Source organism: Agrobacterium vitis (genome assembly GCF_013337045.2).
In the GTDB taxonomy this organism is placed as follows: Bacteria; Pseudomonadota; Alphaproteobacteria; order Rhizobiales; family Rhizobiaceae; genus Allorhizobium; species Allorhizobium vitis_B.
In genome coordinates this window covers 510,172-532,812 of record NZ_CP118261.1, presented here as the reverse complement: position 1 = coordinate 532,812, position 22,641 = coordinate 510,172, and the positions used below count along the sequence as shown (strand labels likewise).

20 protein-coding genes are annotated in these 22,641 nt (G+C 58.0%); 19 read left to right on the top strand and 1 reads right to left on the bottom strand.

The window, feature by feature from the left end:
- Nucleotides 1-95 precede the first annotated feature (95 nt).
- From G6L01_RS25385 to G6L01_RS25295, 19 genes are all read left to right on the top strand, one after another.
- Nucleotides 96-1,757, top strand: coding sequence for an ABC transporter substrate-binding protein (locus G6L01_RS25385; RefSeq protein WP_060720045.1), 1,662 nt, complete (start codon nucleotides 96-98; stop codon nucleotides 1,755-1,757).
- Between the two features lie 140 nt (nucleotides 1,758-1,897).
- Complete coding sequence (locus G6L01_RS25380) at nucleotides 1,898-3,007, top strand: carbohydrate ABC transporter permease (RefSeq protein WP_060720111.1); 1,110 nt, start codon at nucleotides 1,898-1,900, stop codon at nucleotides 3,005-3,007.
- A gap of 70 nt (nucleotides 3,008-3,077) precedes the next feature.
- On the top strand, nucleotides 3,078-3,938 hold the full coding sequence (locus tag G6L01_RS25375; RefSeq protein WP_234613951.1) for a carbohydrate ABC transporter permease: 861 nt from the start codon (nucleotides 3,078-3,080) through the stop codon (nucleotides 3,936-3,938).
- 42 nt (nucleotides 3,939-3,980) lie between these two features.
- A complete protein-coding gene (locus G6L01_RS25370; RefSeq protein WP_060720047.1) occupies nucleotides 3,981-4,436 on the top strand; it encodes an RbsD/FucU family protein in 456 nt (151 codons plus the stop codon).
- Between the two features lie 10 nt (nucleotides 4,437-4,446).
- A complete protein-coding gene (locus G6L01_RS25365) occupies nucleotides 4,447-5,385 on the top strand; it encodes a ribokinase (RefSeq protein WP_070166129.1) in 939 nt (312 codons plus the stop codon).
- 103 nt (nucleotides 5,386-5,488) lie between these two features.
- Entirely contained in the window at nucleotides 5,489-6,469 is a 981-nt protein-coding gene (locus tag G6L01_RS25360) for a sugar phosphate isomerase/epimerase family protein (RefSeq protein ID WP_070166128.1), read from the top strand.
- Nucleotides 6,470-6,569: 100 nt separating this feature from the next.
- Nucleotides 6,570-7,625, top strand: coding sequence for a sugar ABC transporter substrate-binding protein (locus tag G6L01_RS25355; RefSeq protein ID WP_411910112.1), 1,056 nt, complete (start codon nucleotides 6,570-6,572; stop codon nucleotides 7,623-7,625).
- Nucleotides 7,626-7,752: 127 nt separating this feature from the next.
- Nucleotides 7,753-9,276 (top strand): sugar ABC transporter ATP-binding protein, encoded by a 1,524-nt coding sequence (locus G6L01_RS25350; RefSeq protein ID WP_060720051.1) that lies wholly within the window; start codon nucleotides 7,753-7,755, stop codon nucleotides 9,274-9,276.
- 19 nt (nucleotides 9,277-9,295) lie between these two features.
- Entirely contained in the window at nucleotides 9,296-10,282 is a 987-nt protein-coding gene (locus G6L01_RS25345; protein WP_060720112.1) for an ABC transporter permease, read from the top strand.
- Nucleotides 10,279-11,154 carry a MurR/RpiR family transcriptional regulator gene (locus tag G6L01_RS25340; protein WP_060720052.1) on the top strand — a complete coding sequence of 292 codons (876 nt, stop codon included), beginning with the start codon at nucleotides 10,279-10,281 and terminating at the stop codon, nucleotides 11,152-11,154. Before G6L01_RS25345 ends, G6L01_RS25340 begins: the two co-directional genes overlap by 4 nt.
- Entirely contained in the window at nucleotides 11,151-12,050 is a 900-nt protein-coding gene (locus tag G6L01_RS25335; RefSeq protein WP_060720053.1) for a ribokinase, read from the top strand. The genes G6L01_RS25340 and G6L01_RS25335 overlap by 4 nt, the downstream gene beginning before the upstream one ends.
- Nucleotides 12,051-12,330: 280 nt before the next feature.
- Nucleotides 12,331-13,290, top strand: a complete 960-nt coding sequence (locus tag G6L01_RS25330) for a helix-turn-helix domain-containing protein (RefSeq protein WP_060720054.1) — start codon at nucleotides 12,331-12,333, stop codon at nucleotides 13,288-13,290.
- Nucleotides 13,291-13,405: 115 nt separating this feature from the next.
- Nucleotides 13,406-14,812 carry an aldehyde dehydrogenase family protein gene (locus G6L01_RS25325; RefSeq protein ID WP_070166127.1) on the top strand — a complete coding sequence of 469 codons (1,407 nt, stop codon included), beginning with the start codon at nucleotides 13,406-13,408 and terminating at the stop codon, nucleotides 14,810-14,812.
- Nucleotides 14,813-14,870: 58 nt separating this feature from the next.
- Complete coding sequence (locus G6L01_RS25320; RefSeq protein WP_060720056.1) at nucleotides 14,871-16,466, top strand: GMC family oxidoreductase; 1,596 nt, start codon at nucleotides 14,871-14,873, stop codon at nucleotides 16,464-16,466.
- A gap of 33 nt (nucleotides 16,467-16,499) precedes the next feature.
- Nucleotides 16,500-17,753: an ABC transporter substrate-binding protein gene (locus G6L01_RS25315; protein WP_060720057.1), complete on the top strand. Its 1,254-nt coding sequence runs from the start codon at nucleotides 16,500-16,502 to the stop codon at nucleotides 17,751-17,753.
- Nucleotides 17,754-17,767: 14 nt separating this feature from the next.
- Nucleotides 17,768-18,640: a branched-chain amino acid ABC transporter permease gene (locus G6L01_RS25310; RefSeq protein ID WP_060720058.1), complete on the top strand. Its 873-nt coding sequence runs from the start codon at nucleotides 17,768-17,770 to the stop codon at nucleotides 18,638-18,640.
- Nucleotides 18,640-19,665 (top strand): branched-chain amino acid ABC transporter permease, encoded by a 1,026-nt coding sequence (locus G6L01_RS25305; protein WP_060720059.1) that lies wholly within the window; start codon nucleotides 18,640-18,642, stop codon nucleotides 19,663-19,665. Before G6L01_RS25310 ends, G6L01_RS25305 begins: the two co-directional genes overlap by 1 nt.
- A complete protein-coding gene (locus G6L01_RS25300; RefSeq protein ID WP_060720060.1) occupies nucleotides 19,662-20,378 on the top strand; it encodes an ABC transporter ATP-binding protein in 717 nt (238 codons plus the stop codon). Before G6L01_RS25305 ends, G6L01_RS25300 begins: the two co-directional genes overlap by 4 nt.
- Complete coding sequence (locus G6L01_RS25295) at nucleotides 20,375-21,082, top strand: ABC transporter ATP-binding protein (protein ID WP_070166125.1); 708 nt, start codon at nucleotides 20,375-20,377, stop codon at nucleotides 21,080-21,082. Before G6L01_RS25300 ends, G6L01_RS25295 begins: the two co-directional genes overlap by 4 nt.
- Before the next feature lie 12 nt (nucleotides 21,083-21,094).
- Here G6L01_RS25295 and G6L01_RS25290 read toward each other — a convergent pair whose 3' ends face one another.
- Nucleotides 21,095-22,573 carry an aldehyde dehydrogenase gene (locus G6L01_RS25290; protein ID WP_060720062.1) on the bottom strand — a complete coding sequence of 493 codons (1,479 nt, stop codon included), beginning with the start codon at nucleotides 22,571-22,573 and terminating at the stop codon, nucleotides 21,095-21,097.
- Nucleotides 22,574-22,641 lie beyond the last annotated feature (68 nt).

Genomic DNA, 22,641 nt, shown 5'->3' with positions numbered 1-22,641 from the left:
TGTGAGGGAAACGCGAGAATCTGCTTTCGCCCGTCCATGGGAGGGGACATGTGGAAGCAGTTATTTGACATAGGCGAACAAGGGAGGAGACAGACATGAAAGTCAGCGAATACGAGAGAATGATGGCGATAGGCCTGAGCCGTCGCGCCATCCTGAAGACCGGTGCAAGTCTTGGGGCTGTGGCGGCGGCTGGCGGGTTGCTGGGCAATGCCGGAACGGCACTTGCCGATGAGGCGTCCCTGCGCACCCAGATTCTGCAAATACCCGGCGTTGGAAAGGGCTCTCCCACCGATGCCGATTGGCAGAAGGTCGGCGAGCTGTGCCTGGAGGCCACAAAGAAGACCGTCAAGAAGGGAGAGTTCGCTGGCGTCGAACTGTCCTTCATGGGCCTCAACAATCAGAATCTGCACAATGTGCTGTTTCGCGGCTTCCTAAAGCCCTGGGAGGACTATACCGGCGCCAAGATCACCTGGATCGACCTGGCCCAGGCTGATTACAACCCTCGTCTTCAACAGGCGATTGCCACCGGCACGGTGGATTTCGACCTTCTGGAAATGGGCGCGCCGTTTGAGGGTGATGTCTGCGGCAAGGGTCTTGCCTCGGAAATGCCGGACTGGGTGAAGGCCCAGATCGATATGGATGATTACGTCGATTACCTTAAGGCCCCGGTCGGCACCTGGGGTGGCAAGGTCTACCGCGTCTCGGTGGATGGCGATTGCCACAACTTCAACTATCGCAAGGATTATTTCACCGACGCCGATCTCGCCAAGGCCTGGAAAGCCGAAGGCCATGCGGGCGAATGGGGCGTGCCGAAAACCTGGCAGCAGGTGCAGGAAGCCACCAAGTTCCTTAAGGGCAAGAAAATCGCCGGCGCCGATGCCATTGGCTATCTCGACGCGCCAAAGGCCTGGGGCGGCTTTGGGTTCTATTTCCTCGGCAGCCGCGCGACGGCCTATGCCAAGCACCCGGCTGACAAGGCCTGGCTTTTCGACATCGATACAATGAAGCCGCGCATCAATAATCCGGCCTGGGTGCGCGCTATACAGGACGTGGTCGATGCACTGCCTTCAGAAGCCGGTGACCAGCTGAACGCCGATCCGGGCACCACGGCGTTCCAGCAGTTTCTGGCTGGAACCGGCTCCATGGTCTCCTGGTGGGGTGATGTCGGGCAGAGCGCCCAGACCAGCGACAGTTCGGTGGTCGGCGATACCATCGCCTTCGACATTCTTCCCGGCTCTGACGATGTCTATAATGCCAAGACCGGAAAGTGGGAAACGCTGGCGAGCGGGCCGAACTATGCGCCCAACATGGCCTATCTGGGCTGGGGCGTTTACGTCATGGCCCGTGTCGACAAGGACGAGAAGAAAAAGAAGGCAGCCTGGAGTGCGGCGGCCCATCTCGGTGGCAAGGATCTCGCCTTGTGGACGGCGGCCTATCCCTCCGGCTTCCAGTGCTATCGCAAGAGCCAGTTCGATATCAAGGAATGGGTGGCCGCGGGCTATGAGGAAGCGTTCATCAGCAATTATCTCGCCTCCCAGTCGAAGTCCTACAACCATCCGAACGCTGCCATCGAACCGCGTATTCCCGGTATTTTCCAATATTACAGCGTGGCGGAAGACGAATTGGCAAAGGTGTTTGCGGGCAGGGTGAAGCCCCAGGAAGGCGCCGACGCCATTGCGGCGGCCTGGGAAAAACTCACCGATCAGCTTGGCCGCGACAAGCAAATATCGCTCTACAAGGCCTCGCTCGGCGTTTGAGCCATACAAGTGGCGGGAAACTGCCGCTGGTATTTCTATACGGCGTCAGGCGGCTTTCCAATGTCGCCTGACCTTTTTTGACCGCCTAAAGCCACTTTTGGCCACGGTTTATGCAGGGCATTATGCCCAAGGGTTTGCTTATGTCCGACACGACCATGCCTGTCATTCGTCCGACCGAAAGGGTATCACTGCGGCAAACCGGCGCCCGGCGTGGCCGCCTGCTGCTGGCGGCGGCCACCGTGCTGCTGCTTGGCGTGCTCGTTCTGCAAATTCTCGATGTAGCGGGGGTGACATCGCTTGGTCTCGTCAGCTGGCGTCCCTTGCTCTATGCCTATATCGTCTGGGCTGTGGCTCTGTGCGCCGCGCAGATCATGATCCGTGGCGAGGGCGGCCAGCGGGCCGTGTTCGTTCTACCGGCGGTGCTGTTTACGGTCGCCATGGTGGTGTTTCCCACGGTGTTCGGCCTCTACATTGCCTTCACCGACTGGAACCTCAGCGCTGCCGCAGGGCGGCGCTTCAACGGCATCGATAACCTGCGCGCGCTGTTTGCCGATTTTTATTTCTGGAATGCGCTGTTGAACATGGTCTATTATGTTCTGGCGGTTCTGGTGCAATATGCCATTGCCTTTGGCCTCGCGCTGCTTTTGAACGCCGAGATCAAGGCGCGGAAATTCTTTCGGGTTGCCTTCCTGCTGCCGCTGATGTTGAGCCCGGTTGCCGTCAGCTGGATGATTGGCAAATCCCTGATGGAATATCGCTTCGGCCCGGCGGCAACACTCGCCCGACATCTCGGATGGGACAACCCCGCCTTTTTCTCGACCCCGTGGCTCGCCCGTCTCTCGCTGATGGCCATGGATGCCTGGGTGTCGATCCCCTTCATGATGATCCTGCTTCTGGCCGGGTTACAGGCCTTGCCAACGGAGATCAAGGAGGCAGCAAAAGTCGATGGCGCTTCCGGCTGGCAAAGCTTCAAGGAAATCACCTTTCCGCTGATGCTGCCCGTCAGCGTCACCGTGATTATCCTGAGGATCATTTTCCAGCTGAAACTTGCCGATATCGTCATCAATGTCACAGCAGGCGGACCGGGCGGCGCGACAGATACGGTCTCCAGCTTCATCTTCCGGGAATATCGCGACCGCTCGAATGTCGGCTACGGCACCATGCTGGCCGAGTTTTATCTCGTCATCATCATCATCTTCGTCTCGCTCATCCTGAAGGTGACGAGCCGCTGGCTGCAACGTTCCAACTGAGGGTTAGACCATGGCAACCAATCTCACCCGCCAGAGCGGCCCTGAAACCAGGTTTCGCCGCCCTCACTTCATGACGGGCAGCCTGCTGATTTATGCGGCGCTGGTGTTCTGGGCCTTTATCTCGCTGTTTCCGATCTACTGGACCATCACCACCTCGTTCAAGACCGCGGTCAATGTCACCCAGGGCCACCTCATTCCCTTCGTGGATTTTACGCCGGACTGGAAGGGCTGGCGATCGCTTGGACTTTCGCCGGATACGATATTCGTGGCCTCGACGGTGCGCGACGAATTCATGCGGCGGTTCTTCAACAGCGTCGTCGCCTCAGCCGGAGCCTCGTTTCTGGCTGTGGTGATCGGATCGCTGGCGGCCTATGGCCTCAGCCGGTTTTCCTACAAATTCCTCTGGTTGCGCAACAAGGACATCTCGTTCTTCTTCCTCTCCCAGTTGATCCTGCCGCCCGTCGTTCTCGCCATGCCGTTTCTGGTGCTCTATAAACACCTGATGCTGCTGGATACCCTGACCGGTCTCGTCCTGGTCTACACGCTGATGGTTCTGCCCATCGTCATCTGGATCATGCGGGACCAGTTCGACACGATCCCCGTCGAACTTGAGCAGGCAGCACTGGTCGATGGCTGTTCGATCTGGGGCGCGTTTATGCGGATCGTCCTGCCTATCGCCCTGCCGGGAATGGTGGCCGCCTTCATCCTTTCGGTCATTCTCTGCTGGAACGAATATTTCTTCGCAGCGCTGCTGACCAGTTCGAACGCCAAGACGCTGCCCGTCATGGTGGCCAGCCAGACCGGCTCGCAAGGGATCAATTGGTGGTCCATGGCCGCTATCGCCACCGCCGCCATCATGCCGCTCGTTCTGGTCGGGATTTTCCTGGAGCGCTATATCGTCAAGGGCCTGACCGCCGGTGCAGTCAAATAGGCCATCCATCGCAGTAACATCGGTTAAAACAAGGAATGTCCCATGCTGAAAAATCTTCATCCCGCCCTGAATGCTGACGTGCTGCATGCGCTGCGATCCATGGGACATGGCGATACGCTTGTGATTTCCGACACCAATTTCCCCAGCGATAGCGTGGCGCGCCAGACCGTGCTGGGTCGTCCGCTGTCCATGGCCAATCTTTCATCGGCCGAGGCCGTGCGTGTCCTGCTGTCGGTTTTGCCGCTCGATACACCCTTGCAAAATTCGGCAGGCCGCATGGAAGTCATGGGTGCGCCGGACGACATCCAGCCGGTGCAACGCGAGGTGCAAGTGGAAATCGACCGCGCTGAGGGCAAGCCGTCGCCGATGTACGGCATTGAGCGGTTTGCATTCTACGATCTTGCAAAGAAGGCCTATTGTGTGATTTCGACCGGGGAAACCCGCTTCTACGGCTGCTTCCTGTTCACCAAGGGCGTGATCCCACCCGCCACGGTATAAGGAGACCAGCATGGGCAAGGGCGTTTCGATACTCGGAATCTTTGTCGCCGATACCGCTTATCTTGCAGCACGGCTGCCGGTCGTTGGTGAGACGATCACCGGCAGCGGCTTTTCCGTCGGTCCAGGCGGCAAGGGCTCCAACCAGGCGGTGGCGGCAGCAAGGGCCGGGGCAGGAGCCGGGGAGGCCGCGAACGTCTCCTTCATCTCAAAGATCGGCCGAGACACGTTCGGTGATCTGGCGTTGAAGACCTATGCGCATGCCGGTGTCCTGCCGAAACTGACAGTTATGGACAACCAGCCGACCGGTGCTGCCTTCATCTATGTCAACGACAAGACCGGCGACAATGCCATCATTGTCTATCCCGGTGCTGCTGGAACCATTACCATTGAGGATGTCGAGGCGGCGCGGCAAACCATCGAGACCAGCGCGATTTTCGTGACGCAACTGGAGCAGCCCGCCGAGGCGGCCCACCACGGGCTGATGATCGCCCGTAAGGCTGGCGTCACCACCATTTTCAACCCTGCGCCCGCCGAGCCGTTTCCAGAGGCGATCTATCCGCTGTGCGACTATATCATTCCCAACGAAACCGAAGCCGCCGCATTGGTTGGTTTTCCGCTCGATACGATCGATGATGCGAAGCGGGCTGGGGATGTGCTTCTGGAGCGCGGTGTCGGTACTGCTATCATCACGCTGGGCAGCAGAGGCGTGTTGTTTCATAGCCCCGATTGTTCGGTCGCGGTTCCGGCCATTGCAGCCGGGCCTGTCATCGATACGACCGGGGCAGGGGACGCCTTCGTTGGCGGTTTTGCGGCAGCCCTTGCCGATGGGTTTACTCCGCTCGACGCGGTCCGGTTTGGATGTGCGACAGCCGGCATCGCCGTGACCCGCCGGGGAACCGCGCCCGCCATGCCGGAGCGCAGCGAAATCGAGGCATTGCTGCGCCGCTGAGATCGGCTCCAGGCAATTCGCTGGGGTTTGTGGCATTTTTTACTTTACAAATCACAATTATTTTGTGAAGTATGAAGTGTAGTGATCAAAGTGAGCCAGAGCCGTGACCAAGCTAAAATTTGCAACCCGACTGAATTCCTTTGCCTCCTGCCCGAAGGCAGAATGGCCGGACCTGTCCGGCAAGCCGACCATGCTGCAAATGGCAAAGCGTGCCGCAAAAGTCGATGGGCTGACAGACCTCGACCTTAATTATCCCGATCATGTTGGCGAAGATCCGGCTGTCCTGGCCCGACAAATTGGTGATATGGGACTGGCAATCAACGGGTTCGCCATGCGCTATTACACCAACCCCGCCTTTAAGATCGGCGCATTCACCAATCCGGACCCGGCTGTCCGGCGGGAAGCCATCGATCTCACCAAGGCCGGGATCGATGCGGCCCGCGCCGCAGGCAGCCAATTGATGACGCTCTGGCTTGGTCAGGACGGGTTCGACTATGCCTTCCAGGCCGACTATCACAGGCTGTGGCAACACGAAATTGACGGAATCCGTGAAGTTTGCGCCCATGATCCGGATTGCCAAATCAGCATTGAGTACAAGCCGAATGAGCCTCGCTCCTACAGCCTGATGCCGGATGCAGCAACCACCTTGCTGGCCATCAGGGACGTCGATATGCCCAATCTCGGCGTGACGCTGGACTTTGCCCACGTGCTCTACGCCGATGAGCAGCCAGCCTTTGCCGCTGCCTTGATTGCCCGCCATAGCCGTGTTCTCGGCGTTCATCTCAACGACGGCTATGCCAAGCGCGACGATGGCCTGATGGTAGGCGCGGTCCATACCCAGCAGACCATTGAGCTTCTGCGCCAGATCCGCAAGGACGGCTATGACGGCGCCATCTACTTCGACACGTTCCCGGACATGACGGGTCTAGATCCCGTCCATGAATGCGAGGTCAATATCCAGACCGTCAAGCGCATGTTGCGGATTGTCGATCGCCTCGATCAAGACAATCGTTTGTTGGGTGCCATCGACCGTCAGGATGCCGTGTCCGCGCAGGCCATCGTGCAGGAACTGATGCTGGGCTAAGACCCGACACTCCAAATACCAGAAGATTTCAAGCCTTTGTAACCAAAGGCACGCCAGAGGCGTGCCTGATGATACCACCTGGGAGGAACCAATGAAGACCATGATAAAAATGTCGCTTGCCACAGGCCTTGCTGCCAGCTTCCTGTTCAGCGCAGCCTTTGCGCAGCAGCTTGCCCCGCTCAATTCCGACACTGAAAAAGACCGCATGGACTGGTCGCAGCTGGAAGCAAAATTCGGCCCCTTTCCGAAGCTTCCCGACGGCACCAAGGCGGGCGCTGTTTCAAAGACATTGACCAACGAATACTGGCGGTCACTCGGTGAGGGCTATGCGGCGTTCGGCAAGGCGAAGAATGTTCCGGTCGCCTATCAGGCGGCGCAAAGCGAAGGCGACCAGCTTGGCCAGCTGACGATTGCCGAGGGGATGATCACCCAGGGCTATAACGTCCTGCTGGTGTCGCCACAGACGGATTCCAATCTTCAGCCGGTGATCGAACAGGCCAAGGCGGCCAATATTCCTGTTGTTGACGTCAATGATGCCGTAATCCCGCAAGCCGAGCACTATGTCGGCAATGTTCAGCGCGACAACGGCGTGCGCGTCGCCAAGTGGTTCATCACCAATCGTCCGCAGGGCGGCAAGGTGGCGATTATTGAGGGCCAGGCCGGCGTTTATGCCGCTGTTCAGCGTACCGACGGCTTCAAATCCACCATCGGCGAAAACAGCAAGTTTAAGGTCGTCGCCAGCGTTCCCGGCAATTGGGACCGCCAGACGTCTTACGATGCAGCAACCAACATCCTCAACCAGCATCCAGACCTTATCGGCTTCTATGCCAACAATGACGGCATGGCGCTGGGTGTAGTCGAAGCCGTCAAGGCGGCAGGGCTTGCGGGCAAGGTCGCTGTTTTCGGCACCGACGGTATTTCGGATGCCTATACCTCGATCAAGGCTGGTGAACTGACCGGGACCGTCGACAGCTTTCCGGTTCTAACAGGTGAGGTGGCCATGGAAACAGCCCTTCGGCTCGTTGCAGGCCAGAAGCTGCCGCGCGTTGTCGCAACACCTCAGGCGCTGATCACCGCCGACAACCTCGCCCGCTACCAGGGCAAGGGCGTCGATCTACGCGCTGTGCTGATGGAAGATGCCAAGGCGGCCAAATAATCGAGGCTAGAGCATCAGACCGAAAGTTAAGAACCGGCTTTTGGATAAATCCGATGCACAACAAAAACGTAGAGCGATGCCGGCTTTCAGGGTCGGCATCGTGTGTCTAGCAGGAGGAGGGTGAGATATGGTGCCGAGACTGGGATTTGAAACAATCTCCAAGAGCTTTCCGGGCGTCAACGCGCTGACGGATGTGAGCTTTGACGTTGCTCCCGGAGAAATTCACGGGCTACTCGGGGAAAACGGCGCCGGAAAATCAACCCTTCTGCGCATTCTATCCGGTGTCTTCCGGCCAACCTCCGGCAGCGTTTTCGTCGATGGCGACGCTGTGGCATTTCGCAAGCCGCTTGATGCAAGACAGGCCGGTATTGCGATGATCCATCAGGAACTTCAACAGGTGCCGCATCTGAGTGTTGCCCAGAACATGTTTCTCGGCCATTCATTGACCCATATGGGCGGGCTTTTCGTTTCGCGCCGGGAGCAGGAACAGCGCGCCGCCGAAGCGCTGTCAATGATCGACCGCAGCATTGACGTCTCAGCACCCATCTCCAGCCTTAAAGTCGCGCAGCGGCAGATTGTCGAGATCGGCCGCGCCCTGCTTGATAAGGCCAAGGTCATCGCCATGGACGAGCCGACCTCCAGCTTGACGCCGAGTGAGTTCGACCGGCTGGCTGAAGTGATTGCCGATCTTTCGGCTAGCGGCGTGTCGATCATCTATGTTTCACATAAGATGGACGAGGTTTTCCGTATCTGCCAGCGCGCCAGCGTCATGCGGGATGGCAAGCTCGTTGGCATCGTCGACATGAAAGCCACATCGGAAAAACAGGTCATTGCCATGATGGTCGGGCGTGAACTGATGCAGGAAACCCATCATTCCTTCGTAACTGATCAGGTCAGGCTGAAAGCCAGTAACCTGTCTTCAGGCACCAAGATTAAAAATGTCTCCTTCACGCTGAAGAAAGGTGAAGTGCTGGGCATTGCTGGACTGGTCGGTTCCGGACGCACGGAATTGCTGCGGCTGATCGCCGGGGTCGATCGTCTGAGCGAGGGGTCGATGGCCATCGATGGCAAGACTGTGCGCCTGCGCAATCCTCGTGACGCGATTGCCGCAGGTATTGGCCTTGTACCGGAAGAGCGCAAGCGCGAAGGCATCATCCCCCTACGTCCGGTCAGTCTGAACATGGCGCTCGCCTCGCTTCCCAGCTTTTCCTCTGCCGGTCTGATCCGCGCCGGAAAACTGCGTGCCAGCGCGCAGGATTTGCTGAAGCGGGTCAATCTGCGACCGTTTCAGCTGGATCGTCCTATCCGCCTGTTCAGCGGTGGCAACCAGCAAAAGGCTATTATTGCCCGCTGGCTGGCAGCCAAATCGCAAATCCTGCTGTTCGATGAACCGACGCGCGGTATCGATGTCGGGGCAAAATCCGAAATTTACCAATTGATCGAAACCCTGGCCCAAGAAGGCCATTCGATCATCGTCGTGTCCTCCGAGCTTCCCGAGGTCATCCGGCTCTCCGACCGGGTGCTGGTGATGCGGGAAGGGCAGATTGCCGCTGAGATCGGGCGCGACCAGCTGACGGAAAGCGCCATTGTCGCCCATGCCATTCCAGGAGCGATTGCCGGTGTCGCATCTGCCGCCGCACATCCTGCTTAAACAGAGAGGATTTTTCTCCATGACCGCCTCTTCATCCGCCACCAGCCAATCGGCCCCGGCCACCCCGGCCTTTCGCCGCTTTTCCGTCTCGCTGCGTGACGCCGGAACGCTGATCGGCCTCATCGTCATCATGGCGGTATTTGCAACGCTCGTTCCCGGCTTCCTGTCGGAGCGCAACCTGACAAACATCCTCCAGCAATCCAGCATCAACGCTTGCCTGGCGCTGGGCATGACGCTGGTGATCATTTCGGGCGGCATCGATCTGTCGGTCGGGCCGACCGCCGCCATCGCAGCCGTGATGACCGCGACGCTGCTGCTGGGTGGTACGCCCATCCCGCTGGCTATCCTCGCCGGACTTGGTGTCGGCGCGGTATGTGGCTTTATCAATGGCGTGCTCGTTGCCTATGTCGGCCTGCAACCCTTTATCGTCACGCTGGGGACACTCAGCACCTACCGAGCCATTGCGCTGATTTTCACCGGTGGCAATCCGGTGCTGGGCATTCCGCCCGGCTTTCGGGCGCTGTTCAATGGTACGCTGATCGGCCTGCCAATCCCGGTGTTGATCGTTGCCGGTGTGTCTGTCGCCGCCTGGGTGCTGCTCAAGAAGACACCAATTGGCGAATACCTGATGGCCGTCGGCGGCAATGAAGAGGCCGCTTACGTGGCAGGTGTTCCAATCGCCCGCACCAAGATTACCGCCTATGTGATTTCCGGCGGCCTGGCCGCACTCGCCTCTCTCATCCTGATTGGCCGTCTTGGGGCTGCCGAACCCATTCTCGGCAATCTCTGGGAACTGGATGCAATTGCGGCAGCCGCGATTGGCGGTGCATCGCTGATGGGTGGCAAGGGCAGTATTGTCGGCACCATTCTCGGTGCCATCATCCTTGGCGCCATGCGCAATGGATTGACGCTGATGAATGTCCAGGCCTTCTATCAACTGCTCGCCACCGGCCTTATAATCCTCGTCGCAATGATGATTGATCGCGCGACAAGGGGACGGGAATGAACGCTGATGGCTTTGATATGAAGGCGGTAGGGCCGCGCATTCGCATGATGATGCCAATGCTGACGCCGCTGGAAGCAAAGGTCGTGGATACGGTTTTCGGCATGCGAGATTTCAGCGAGGAGACCTCGCTGAAGCAGATCGCCGAAAATGCCGGTGTTTCGGAAGCCATGGTGGTGAAGATCACCAAGAAGCTTGGTTTTTCCGGCTTTCGGGATTTCCGCTCTTCCGTCAGCCAGTATAACCGCCAGCCGACAACCGAAATGCATCAGGAATTGTCGGTTGACGATACCTCGCTGGAAATCGTCCAGAAAGTCTTTCGCACCTCGATCCACGCCCTTGAGGAAACACTCGCCATTCTGGACATGGCAGCCTTCGACCAGGCGGCGGACATGCTGCACAAGGCTCGACACCGGGATTTCTACGGCGTCGGCGGTTCGGCGCAGATCGCCCGGGACGTGGCCCACAAGTTTTTGAGAATTGGCGTGCGCGCCAGCGTCTTCGATGATTCACACATGATGCTGATGTCGGCGGCGCTTCTTGCCGATACCGATGTCGCCATCGGCTTTTCGCATTCAGGCAATACGATTGCCGTGATCGAGGCCCTGCAACTTGCCCGCAAGAACGGCGCCCGCACCATTGCCGTGACCAATTACGGTTCCTCCGCGCTCGCCCAATCCGCCGACGTGGTCCTGTGTTCCACCGCACAAGGCTCACCTCTGATGGGGGAAAATGCCGCGGCACGCATCGCACAGCTCAATATTCTCGACGCCATTTTCGTTGCCGTCGCCCAGCGCGACTATCAGGCCGCCGAGCGCAATCTCGATCGCACCATGTCCGCCGTCACCTCCAAACGGAAAGATCGCCTTCCATGACATCCTCGCCTATCGTCACCGTTTTTGGCAGCCTGCATTATGATATCGCGGTCTTCGGACCAGACCGTCCACGTCAGGGAGAAACGGTTACAGGCACGTCCTGGCACCCCAAAAGCGGCGGCAAAGGAGGCAATCAGGCTGTCTCGGCAGCACAGGCCGGCGTCTCGACCTTCATGATCGGCGCAGTTGCAGACGACGACTTCGGACAGTTTCTGTTGGCAAATCTCAAGCGCCGACAGGTGGATGATCGCTTCGTGAGGCGCAATGCCACGGCGTCTACCGGCCACGCCACCGGCATGAGCGTGGCGATTTTCGATGCGCAGGGCGATTACGGTGCCGTTATTGTATCTGGCGCCAACCTGACACTTGGCAATCAGGATGTTGCAGCCGCAGCCGAACTGCTGAGCCGGACAACGGTTCTTGTGCTTCAGAACGAGATCCCCGACGCCGCCAATGTCGCCGCGGCAAAGGCCGTCCGGCAGGCTGGGGGCCGCGTCCTGATCAATGCCGCCCCAGCACGCGCCTTATCAGCCGACCTTCAAAACCTGGTCGACATCATCGTCGTCAACGCCATCGAGGCTGAAATACTGGCGGGTGTCCCGGTTGTCGAAACGCTCGATGGTGCATTGGAAGCGGCAAGGAGGCTGTTGGCGAACTTCCCGGACGTTGTGGTCACCGCAGGCGGCGCGGGTGTCGCATATGCAAGCCGAGGCGGAGACGAAATTGTCCTGCCTGCCGTGAAGGTGAAAGTGGAAAGCACGCACGGAGCCGGCGATATGTTCATCGGCGTGATGGCCGCAGCCCTGGCCACGGGAAAATCGATGCGCGATGCACTTTCACTGGCAAATATTGAGGCCGCAAAACTGGTTGCGACACCGGAGGCTGAGCGCGCCTAGAGTTTATCAGGGAACCGCAGAGCCCGGTTTTTCCGAAAAGACAAATGGCAACAAAAAGATTTGAGCCTATCTGGTTCCGACGGTGTATTTCCGGCGGGCAAAACCTCACACTGATCGCAGGCAGACACCGGAGAGGAAGCGCGTCCCATGGTTCGGTCTGGATTTGCCCACTGGTCCAACATCGGAACTGACGCCAGAAAGTTAGAATTGACATTTTCCAGATTTGCCAGATTATTAACATGTATACTAAAAATACGACCGGCTTTGGGAGGAGACGGACATGCAAACGGCAAACCTATCCGGGTTTATTCCACATCAATGGCCTGCACTTGATTTTGAGGACTGGTCGGCCAAGCTGAAGTCCATATGCGGTAGTTTCAATCCGCGTCCAGTGCAGAACGGCGACAGGGTGAGGGGAGGGGCCACGGTCTGTGACGTGGCTGGGCTTGAACTGGCGCAGGTTGCCAATGATCTCGACCTGATCCACCGTGATCCCGATGATATCCGGGCCGATAGTGGCGACAATCTTTTTCTGTTGCTACAGCTCGAAGGCTCTTGCGGAATAGCACAAGCGGGGCGGCAGGAGCGGCTGGACCCAGGTGATTGTGTTTTGGTGGATTCCGCCCGGCCATCCACCTTTTATTTCGGCGGTTTGTTTTCCAATCATCTGTCCGTGCATTTGCCACGCCAACTGCTTCTGTCGGACAAGTCCAGCCGAATGTCCGTGACCCGCAAAATTGGCTCGGATGATCCGATGTCGGTGATGCTGGCGGCCCTCGTGGCCAAGATGATGAAAACCGACCACAATGATGCCCGCGCACCGCATCTGCGGGAGCTGTTCTTCAATGCCACCCGGCAAGCCTTTTCCTGCAATACGGATGAAGCGCTGTTCATTCAGGCGGATAGCACCATGGGCCGCCTTGAGGTTGTTCAGGTGCTGATCGATGAACACCTGACCGAGGAATGGCTGTCGCCGCAATGGTTGGCTGATCGCGTTGGCGTGTCATTGCGAACCCTGCAAGATGATCTGAACGCGCAAGGCATGACGGTGACTGGCATGATCAAGCTCAGACGGCTGAATCTGGCGCGTGCGCGATTGCAACGGCTGAAAGGGAACGAAGATAACAACACCATTGCCGGTATTGCCTACTCCGTGGGTTTCAATGATATCTCCTATTTCAACCGCTGCTTTCGCAAGCTTTTCGATTGCTCTCCAAAGGATGTAATCTCCAGAAGCTGACAGCACTGGGGCGTATATTTCCGCGTTTTTGTCCAATTCACGCTGCGCCCGCATCCAAGACGTGAACCTCTCTGCTGATTACTCTGGAGACAGAAAACGTGCATGGGAGGAAGTCATGTCGCATTATTCGCTGATCATTGGCGGCAAGGCCGTCGAGACGGCAGGCTATGCCGAAGTTACCAATCCATCGACCGGCGACGTGGCCGGTCTTATGCCGCTTGCTTCACCCGAGCAGCTTGAACAGGCCATTGCCGCCGCCAAGGCTGCATTTCCGCTGTGGTCTGCCAAGACATCGGATGAGCGCGCGCAAGCCTGTGTGGCGATTGCCGACACGCTGGAAGCCCATGCGGATGAGCTTGCCCATCTCTTGACGCTGGAGCAGGGCAAGCCGCTGAATGGTCTGGGTTCGCGCTTTGAAATCGGTGGAGCCGTCGCGTGGGCCCGTCATACGGCATCGCTGGATCTGCCAGTGGAAGTTCTTCAGAATGGCCCGGAAGGGCGGGTGGAATTGCACCGCAAGCCAATCGGCGTGGTCGCTTCAATCACGCCTTGGAACTGGCCTGTGATGATTGCCATCTGGCATATCATTCCGGCAATCCGCGTGGGCAATACGGTGATCATCAAGCCATCGCCCTATACGCCTCTGTCAACCATTCGCATGGTCCAACTCATCAACGAAGTCTTGCCTGCGGGTGTGCTGAATGTGGTAACCGGCGGCAATGAACTTGGTGCGCTGCTGACAACCCATCAGGACATCGCCAAGATTACCTTCACCGGATCAACAGCCACGGGCCGCAAGGTCATGGCTTCGGCTGCCGATACATTGAAGCGTCTGACCCTTGAGCTTGGCGGCAATGATGCCGGGATTGTCCTGCCCGATGCCGATCCGAACGCCATTGCCGAGGGTCTCTTCTGGGGCGCGTTCATCAACAGCGGCCAGACCTGTGCCTGCCTGAAGCGCCTGTATGTGCATGACAGCCTTTATGATCAGGTGTGCGACGCCTTGTCTGCCTATGCCGCCAGCGTCAAGCTGGGCGACGGACTGGCCGAAGACAGCATTCTGGGGCCGGTCCAGAACAAGATGCAATATGACATCGTATCCTCCTATGTGCAGGATGCCGTTGATAGAGGTGGCCGTGTGCTGATCGGCGGTGCGCCAAAGGATGGCAAGGGCTATTTCTATCCTATCACTCTGGTGGCTGATATCGATCACGGTGCCAAGCTGGTTGACCATGAGCAGTTCGGCCCGGCATTGCCCATCATTCGCTACACGGATCTTGATCAGGTCATTGCCAAGGCCAACGATAATCCAGCCGGGTTGGGAGGCTCTGTCTGGTCGAGTGATCCCGTGGCCGCCAAGGCGGTGGCGGCACGGTTGGAATGTGGCTCGGTGTGGATCAACAAGCATGGAGCCATTCAGCCGAATGCGCCGTTTGGCGGCGTCAAGCAATCGGGTATTGGCGTGGAGTTCGGGGCGGATGGCCTCAAGGAACTGACCACGATTCAATCGGTTTTCTGCTGATTTCACAAGAATTTGACGGTGTGCGCGACGGCTGAAAACTGCCGTGCGGGAGGTGATTATGCGCGAATTTGACTATATTGTCATTGGCGGTGGCTCGGCGGGCTGTGTGGCCGCTGCCAGACTGTCGGAAAACCCCAAAAACAGGGTGCTGCTGATCGAAGGCGGTCAGCAGGACACGGAAAAATTCATTCACATTCCAGCCACCTTCTTCAAGGTGCTGGAGAAGGGCCGGGATGTGAATTTCTATACGTCCGAGCCGGACAAGGGCTTGAATGGCCGTGTCAATGTTGTGCCGCAAGGCAATGTAATTGGTGGCAGCAGCTCACTGAATGCCATGATTTATGTGCGCGGCCAAAAGCAGGATTATGATAGCTGGGCGCAGATGGGGTGCCGTTCATGGTCTTATGATCACGTTCTGCCGGTTTTCCGCGATCTGGAAGGCAATCAACGGCTGTCCGGTGACTATCATGGAGCGGATGGCCCGTTGAAGGTCTCGGATCGTCGCTTTGGCCATCCGCTTTCCTGGGCGTTCATTCGCGCCGCTCAGGAAGTGGGGCTGAAATACAACGAAGACTTCAATGGTGAAGATCAGGACGGCGTCGGTTTTTATCAGGCGACAACCTATAACGGCCGCCGCTGGAGCGCTGCCCAGGCGTTTTTGCGCGATGCCGAAAACCGCGCCAATCTTACCATTATGACCAAAACCAAGGTCGATAAGATCCTGTTTGACGGGCGAACCGCCAAGGGTGTTTTGCTGTCCACGGGCGAAACAATTCTTGCCAAGGGCGAGATTGTGCTGTCCGCCGGTGCCATTGCCTCTCCCAAGATTTTGCAGCTTTCCGGCATTGGTGAGGCGTCTCATTTGAAGTCGCACGGCATTGAGGTTCTTGTGGATTTGCCGGGTGTGGGCGAGAACTATCAGGACCATCTGGAAGCCACGGTGCAGGCCGAGGTTAAAGACCCGATTTCGATGTTCGGTCAGGACAAGGGCTTGGCCGCTGCCTCACACATGCTGCAATATCTGCTGACGAAGACCGGCTTGCTGACCTCCACCGTGGTGGAATCGGGTGGCTTCGTGGATACCAGCGGCACGGGTCAGCCGGACGTTCAATTCCACGTTCTGCCATCGTTCAACGGTTTCGCCGAGCGTGAAACCGTGCCCGGCCATGGTATTTCGATCGGGCCTTGCTTCTTGCGCCCGCAGTCGCGCGGCACGGTCAAGCTGCGCTCGGCCAATCCCAAGGATTCGGCGCTGTTCAATGCCAATTCCTTTTCCAATCCGGCGGATCTCGAAACGCTGGTGCGCGGGGTTGAACTGGCCATCAAGATCACTGAAGCGCCCTCGCTTGCCAAGCTGATCAAGCGCCGGGTCTTGCCAGCCCCCGGCATTGAAAAGGACCCGGCGGCGCTGCGCGACTATATCCGGACGGTCTCCAAAACCGTCTTCCACCCGTCCTGCACCTGCAAAATGGGCGCAGCAGATGACCGAATGGCGGTGGTGAGTGAAGACCTGAAGGTGCGCGGGGTCGATAAGCTAAGGGTGGCAGACGCATCCATCATGCCAACGCTGGTTTCGGGCAACACCAATGCGCCGACCATCATGATTGGCGAAAGAGTCAGTCGCTTCATTCTGGGCAAGGACCACGCCGCCTGAGGCAATCATCGTACAGCTTTTTGGGAGGAAAGCATGAGCAAGCATTATCTCACCGGAGCCGCCGTTATCGGTGCGCTGTTTTTCATGGCAGGAACCGCATCGGCGGCAGCAACCTGCGGTCTCAACAATGGCAAAAAAGCCACGGGCGAGCCGATCAAGGTTGGCGCTGTGATCGGCCAGACGGGACCGGATGATTTTTCGTCCGCATCCAAGGCTGCTCAGGCCTATTTTAACTGCGTCAACGAAAATGGCGGCATCAACGGGCGACCCATCAATTATCTCGTCAAGGATGATCAGTGGAACCCCGAAACCGCAGCGCAAGTCGCCACCAAACTGGTGAAGGATGAAAAGGTCGTCGCTCTGGTGGGCTCCGCATCCTTTGTGGAAATGGGTGTGAACGCCAAATTGTATGAGCAGGAAGGCGTGATGTCGATGGCATCCGGCTGTGCTGTTGCCGAATGCTTTGAATCGAAAAATATCGTTTCGACCAATGAAGGGCCTATGCCCTCCAGTGTCGGAGCCGCGCAATGGGCGGTTGCCAATCTGCAATCCAAACATGTCACCTGCATTGGTCTGACCATTCCAACCGTTGGTCAATATTCTTGCGGCTGGACGGAAAAATACATGACGTCCAAGGGACTCAAAGGCTCCAGCGTTCTGATCGATCCCAGTACGGCGGATATGAATTCCGCCTTTCTGGAAGCGGTGGCCAATAGTCCTGACACCATTCTGGTCAATCTGCCAGCGGGCATGGCAGCGGCGTTTCTGTCGGTCGCATTGCAATCCGGCCAGCGGGATTCCTTCAAATGGATCTCCTCAACGCCGCTTTATGATCGGGATGTGCCAGCTCTTCTCGGAGATGCATGGTCCGGGGTGATGTATGTCAATACCGAGCTGACACCGATTGATGGCACTGGGCCAGATGCCAACAATTGGCGGGCAATCCTTGATCAATATGGTGCCAAGAGCGATCCACGCGATACGTTTAGTCAGGCGGGCTATCTCTCGGCACGGTTTTTCACCGATGCCATATTGAAGCTTGATCCCGGCAAGATCAATCGCGCCACCGTGACGGACGCGATCCGGGCCATCAAGAACGAAAAATCGGATCTTCTGTGCGGACCCTATTATGTCGGCGATGGGGATCGCCATATGCCCAACCACGCCAATATGATGGTGCAGTTTGTCAATGGTGGTTACAAGGTTGTCGGCCCCTGTACTGATGTCGATAGCGCCTATCTTGAGCCTTATCGGGCTCAGGAAAAAGCGCTCGGCATCACCAACTGAGTGGATGGCAGATCATGGGTGCCTACGGAATGTTCCTGGTTTCCGGTCTTGCCGTGGGCGCTCTTTACGCGCTGGGCGGGGTTGGACTTGTTATTCTCAACCGCGCCACGGGCGTGCTGAATTTTGCCTACGGTGCCATTGGTGCCGTGGGAGCCATGAGCGCTTGGCAGCTTCTGGCGTGGAAACTACCGGAGCCGCTGGCTTGGGGCGGCTGCCTCGCGGTCAGCCTGCTGCTGTCGCTGGGGTTTGGCCTGTTGGTTGCACCGGGACTTTCCAAGCGCGAGCCAGTGGTCAAGGCTGTTGCGACACTTGGTTTTGCGCTTTGCCTTTTGGGGGTGATGAACCTGCTGTGGGTTGTCACACCCAGAAAGCTCTCCCTGTTTTCGGATATGTTGAGCGTTGATCTGTTGGGCATGAGGGTCAATGGCACCCGCCTGATCGCGCTGGTGACAGGGCTGGTCGTCACTCTTGGAATGGGGATCTATCTGGCACGCACCCGCATGGGCCTGTTGATGCGCTCTCTGGCCGACAATCGGGAAGTGGCAAGTGTCTTGGGCATACCGATACAGCGTGTTGAAGCGGTTGCATGGGGGCTGTCGGGCCTGCTGGCAGGTTTCACAGGCCTGATGTTTGGCGATCTGGTGCGCCTTGATCCCGCCGTTTTGACCTTTCTGGTCATTCCAATGATTGCCACCACCGTGGTCGGACGGTTGCAATCCATCCCAGTGACCTTTTGCGCAGGCCTGATCATCGGCGTGATCGAAAGCATGCTCACGCTTGTCAAACCACTGGCACCGTTGCGGGTCGCGGCCCCGTTTGTGATCGCAATTCTCGCCCTCATGTGGCTCCAGCGCGGACGCCAGTTGACGTTCTCAGGAGAGGATTGATGACAATGGTGCAAACATCCATGTCCACGCCCGGTGTTGCGGCGGGATCAAACGTCAATCGCACAGCACTTGCCCTTGGGCTGCTTGTGGCCATTGTCGCCTTTGGCCTGCCGCTGTTGATCGGTGCCTTGTGGCTGAAAGTGTTGACCTCGGTTGCTGTTTTCACCCTCACCTCGGCCAGCATTGCACTGCTCTATCGCCGTCTGGGCCTTGTGTCTCTGGCCCAAGTGGCGCTGATGGGGTGCGGGGGCTGGGTTGGTCTACGGCTGGCGCATGGCACGGGCCTGCTGTTTGAAATCAATATGGTGCTGGGTGGTGTCGCAACGGCGCTGATCGGGATGATCTTCGCTTATCCGGCACTGCGCATGCGCGGGCTTTATCTGGCTCTGGTTACATTGATGGTGGCTGGTGGCTTTGCCATTGTGATCAATGTGGTGCAATTTCCCAATGGCGGCTCCGGGTTTTCGGGTTTTGCGGTCCAATCGGTCAAATACATGCCACGCCCGATGCTTGCTCAGTCTGACAGCGCCTATTTCAGCTATTGTGTGCTGGTTGTGGTGCTCGGCTTTTTGTTGATCCGCTGGCATGAGCGGTCGAAGCCGGGGCGGGCCTGGGCGATGATCCGCCGGTCCGAGGCGGTTGCCATGTCGGTTGGCGTCAATGTCACGTTTTACAAGATCTGGGGCTTTGCCTTGTCGGGCTTTCTGGCCGGAGTTGCTGGCGTGTTGCTGGCTGGCAATCTGCAACTCCTTGATGCGCGTTCTTTTCCGGCAGCAGAGTCCATCATGATGTTCGCGCTCACCATCGTTGGCGGGTCGTGGAGCTGGTTTGGTGCCATTCTCGCCGCCGCTCTCTATCGCTTCGTGCCTGCCATTCTCAATGATCTCGGCGTCAATGGTGATGCCGCCTATATCATCTTTGGTGCGGCGTTGATCCATGCCTTGATGACCGCACCGCGTGGTCTCGCTGGGCAGTTGCAGGATCTGAGTGCTGCACTGGCCTCCAGAATGAGGGGACGCGCATGATTAAAATCGATGACCTGACGGTCAAATTTGGTGGTGTGACTGCCCTCAACCACGTCACGGTGGAGTTGGACGCTCCCGTGGTTGGCATTATCGGGCCGAATGGTGCGGGCAAAACCACGTTTCTCAATGTTCTCTCCGGCATCGTTCGTCCCATACAGGGCACGATCATGGCCTTTGGTCAGTCGATAACACCGCTTTTGCCGCATCAGCGCGCCCAATGGGGGCTGCGGCGATCGTTCCAGAAGGAGCAGGTGGTGGATGACCTGACGGTTGAAGAGAACGTGCGGGTGGTGCTTGACCCGCTCCGCCTCAGCCGTGCCCAAACCGAGCAGGCGGTATCGGCGGCACTGGATTATACCGGTATTCTGGCGCAGCGACACGTGCGGGCTGAAAGCCTGAATGCTTTCGAGCGGCGCATGGTTGAGCTTGCGCGTTGCGTGGCCGGAAAACCGCGCCTCCTGCTGCTGGATGAGCCCGGTGCAGGTTTTGCCCAGAACGAGGTCGCCAAGCTGCGCGATGTGATCACGGGCATTGCAGACCACACTGGCGCAATGACACTGCTGATCGACCATGACGTTGACCTCATTCAAGCAACCTGCACCAAAACCATGGTTCTCGATTTTGGTGCACTGGTGATGTATGGGGAGACGGCTGCGGTGCTGAAAGATGATCGTGTCCGGGCGGTTTATCTGGGTGTGGAGGATGCCGCATGAGTCTGCTCCATATTCGCAATCTTAAAATCCGTCGTGGGGTAAAACTCGCTGTCGATGATCTCTCGCTGTCGCTGGAGCCGGGCAAGGTTACGGCCCTTCTTGGCCCCAATGGGGCAGGCAAAAGCTCGCTTGTCCTGGCGCTGGCGGGTTTTTTGCCAGTGGAGGGCGGGCATATCGAAATCGACGGTCGCCCATTGGTTGGCGCATCGCCCAATCTGGTGCGGGCCGCCGGTATTGCCGCTGTCCCGGAAGGGCATCGGGTTCTGGCGGGCCTCTCAGTAGACGACAATCTGCGGGCGGCGGGCCACGTCCATTCGAAGGTCGAGCTTGCCCGCGCTCTTGATGAAATCTACGCGATTTTTGGAGAACTTGCAGAGCGGAAATCCCAACGGGCTGGCTCAATGTCCGGCGGCCAGCAACAGATGCTGGCGCTTGGACAAGCGCTGATTTGCAGACCCAAATTCATTCTGGCCGACGAAATGTCGCTTGGACTGGCACCGTTGATTGTCAAACGCCTGATGGGCGTGGTGACACGGCTGGCGCAGGAGGGAACAGGCGTTTTGTTGATTGAGCAATTCACGGCTGTTGCGCTCAAGCTTGCCGATGTGGCCCATGTCATGTCACGCGGGCGTCTGGTCTACAGTGGTGATCCCGCCATTCTGGAGCGGGACCCGGAGATTTTGCACAAGGCCTATCTCGCTTGAGATTTTCCGCGCTCAGAGCTGAAACCAGGCGGTTTTCAGGTCTAAATATTTGTCCAGCGCATGCAGTGATTTATCGTGGCCATTGCCCGATTGCTTGACGCCACCCAGAGGCACTGTGTTGTCGGCCCCGCCATAGGTGTTGACATGCACGACACCAGCCTTGATGCCGCGCACCATTTTATGGGCGCGCGAAAGGTTGGATGTCCACACGGCAGAGGCAAGGCCATAATCTGTTGCATTGGCGATGTGCAGGGCCTCTGCTTCGGTCTCAAACGGGATGATGGCGAGAAGGGGGCCAAAAACCTCTTCTCGCGCAAGGGTCATGTCCGGCGTCACATCCAGCACGGTTGGCTGCATGTAAAACCCGCCGGTTTTTTCCAAAATCCGTCCGCCACCCGCTCTCAGTTGCGCCCCTTCCGCAAGGGCCTGTTTTGCAAAACCGAGATCCTTCTCAAGCTGAATTTCACTGGAGATGGCACCGGATTCTGTGCTCAACAACAGGGGGTCACCCACTTTAATCGATGTGGCAATCCGGGCGAGTTTTTCCGCAAATTCTTCATGAATGGATTTTTCCACCAGCAGGCGCGAACCCGCCACACAGACCTGTCCCGAATTTCTGAAAATGCCGAAAGCCGATGTTTTGGCGGCCTTGTCGAGGTCTGGTGCATCAGCAAACACGATATTGGGAGATTTGCCGCCAAGCTCAAGATAGACCCGTTTCAGGTTGGAGCGTGCCGAATATTCCAGCAGGCGACGGCCCACACCGCCGGAGCCGGTGAAGACCAGCACGTCGATATCCCCGTGCATGCCAATGGCTTCACCGGTGATTGCGCCGCGTCCGGTTACGACATTCAGCACACCCTCCGGCAAGCCTGCTTCCGCACAGAGGCTGGCGAGTTTCAGAAGATTCAGCGATGCACCCTCCGCCGGTTTCAACACCACGGAATTGCCTGCTGCCAAGGCGGGTGCGATCTTCCATGCACCAATCATCATCGGGAAATTCCACGGCACAATGGCCGCCACAACGCCAACAGGTTCGCGGTGAATCAGGCCCAACACGCCCTCGGCTGTGGGGGCAATTTCGCCATATATTTTATCGATCGCTTCGGCGTAATAGCGAAACGTGCCGCTGGCGCTGCCCGGTTCGGCTTTCAGTGCCATGCTGATTTCCGTACCGTTGTCGCGCACGCCCAGAACAGCCAGTTCCAGTGCATCGCGCTCGATCAGCTCGGCAATGCGCAGCAGCACTTTTTTGCGCTCGGCGGGCGCTGCTTTTGACCAATGTCCCTTGTCAAAGGCGGCGCGGGCTGCCTTGACGGCGCGATCAACATCTTGTGCGCCCGCATCGGCGATGGTCGTCAGCTTGCTGCCGTCGATGGGCGAGATCACGTCCATTGAGGCATCGCTCAGGGGAGCGTGCCAAGCGCCATTGATAAACAGCGACTGAGGTGGAATTTGAAGCGTCCGAAGCTGATTGATTTTATCCTGCATGTCATTCCTCGCAAATCACTGTTTTGCAAACCCCAATGGCAGGCGTGGTGCCTGCCATTGGGCGCGTT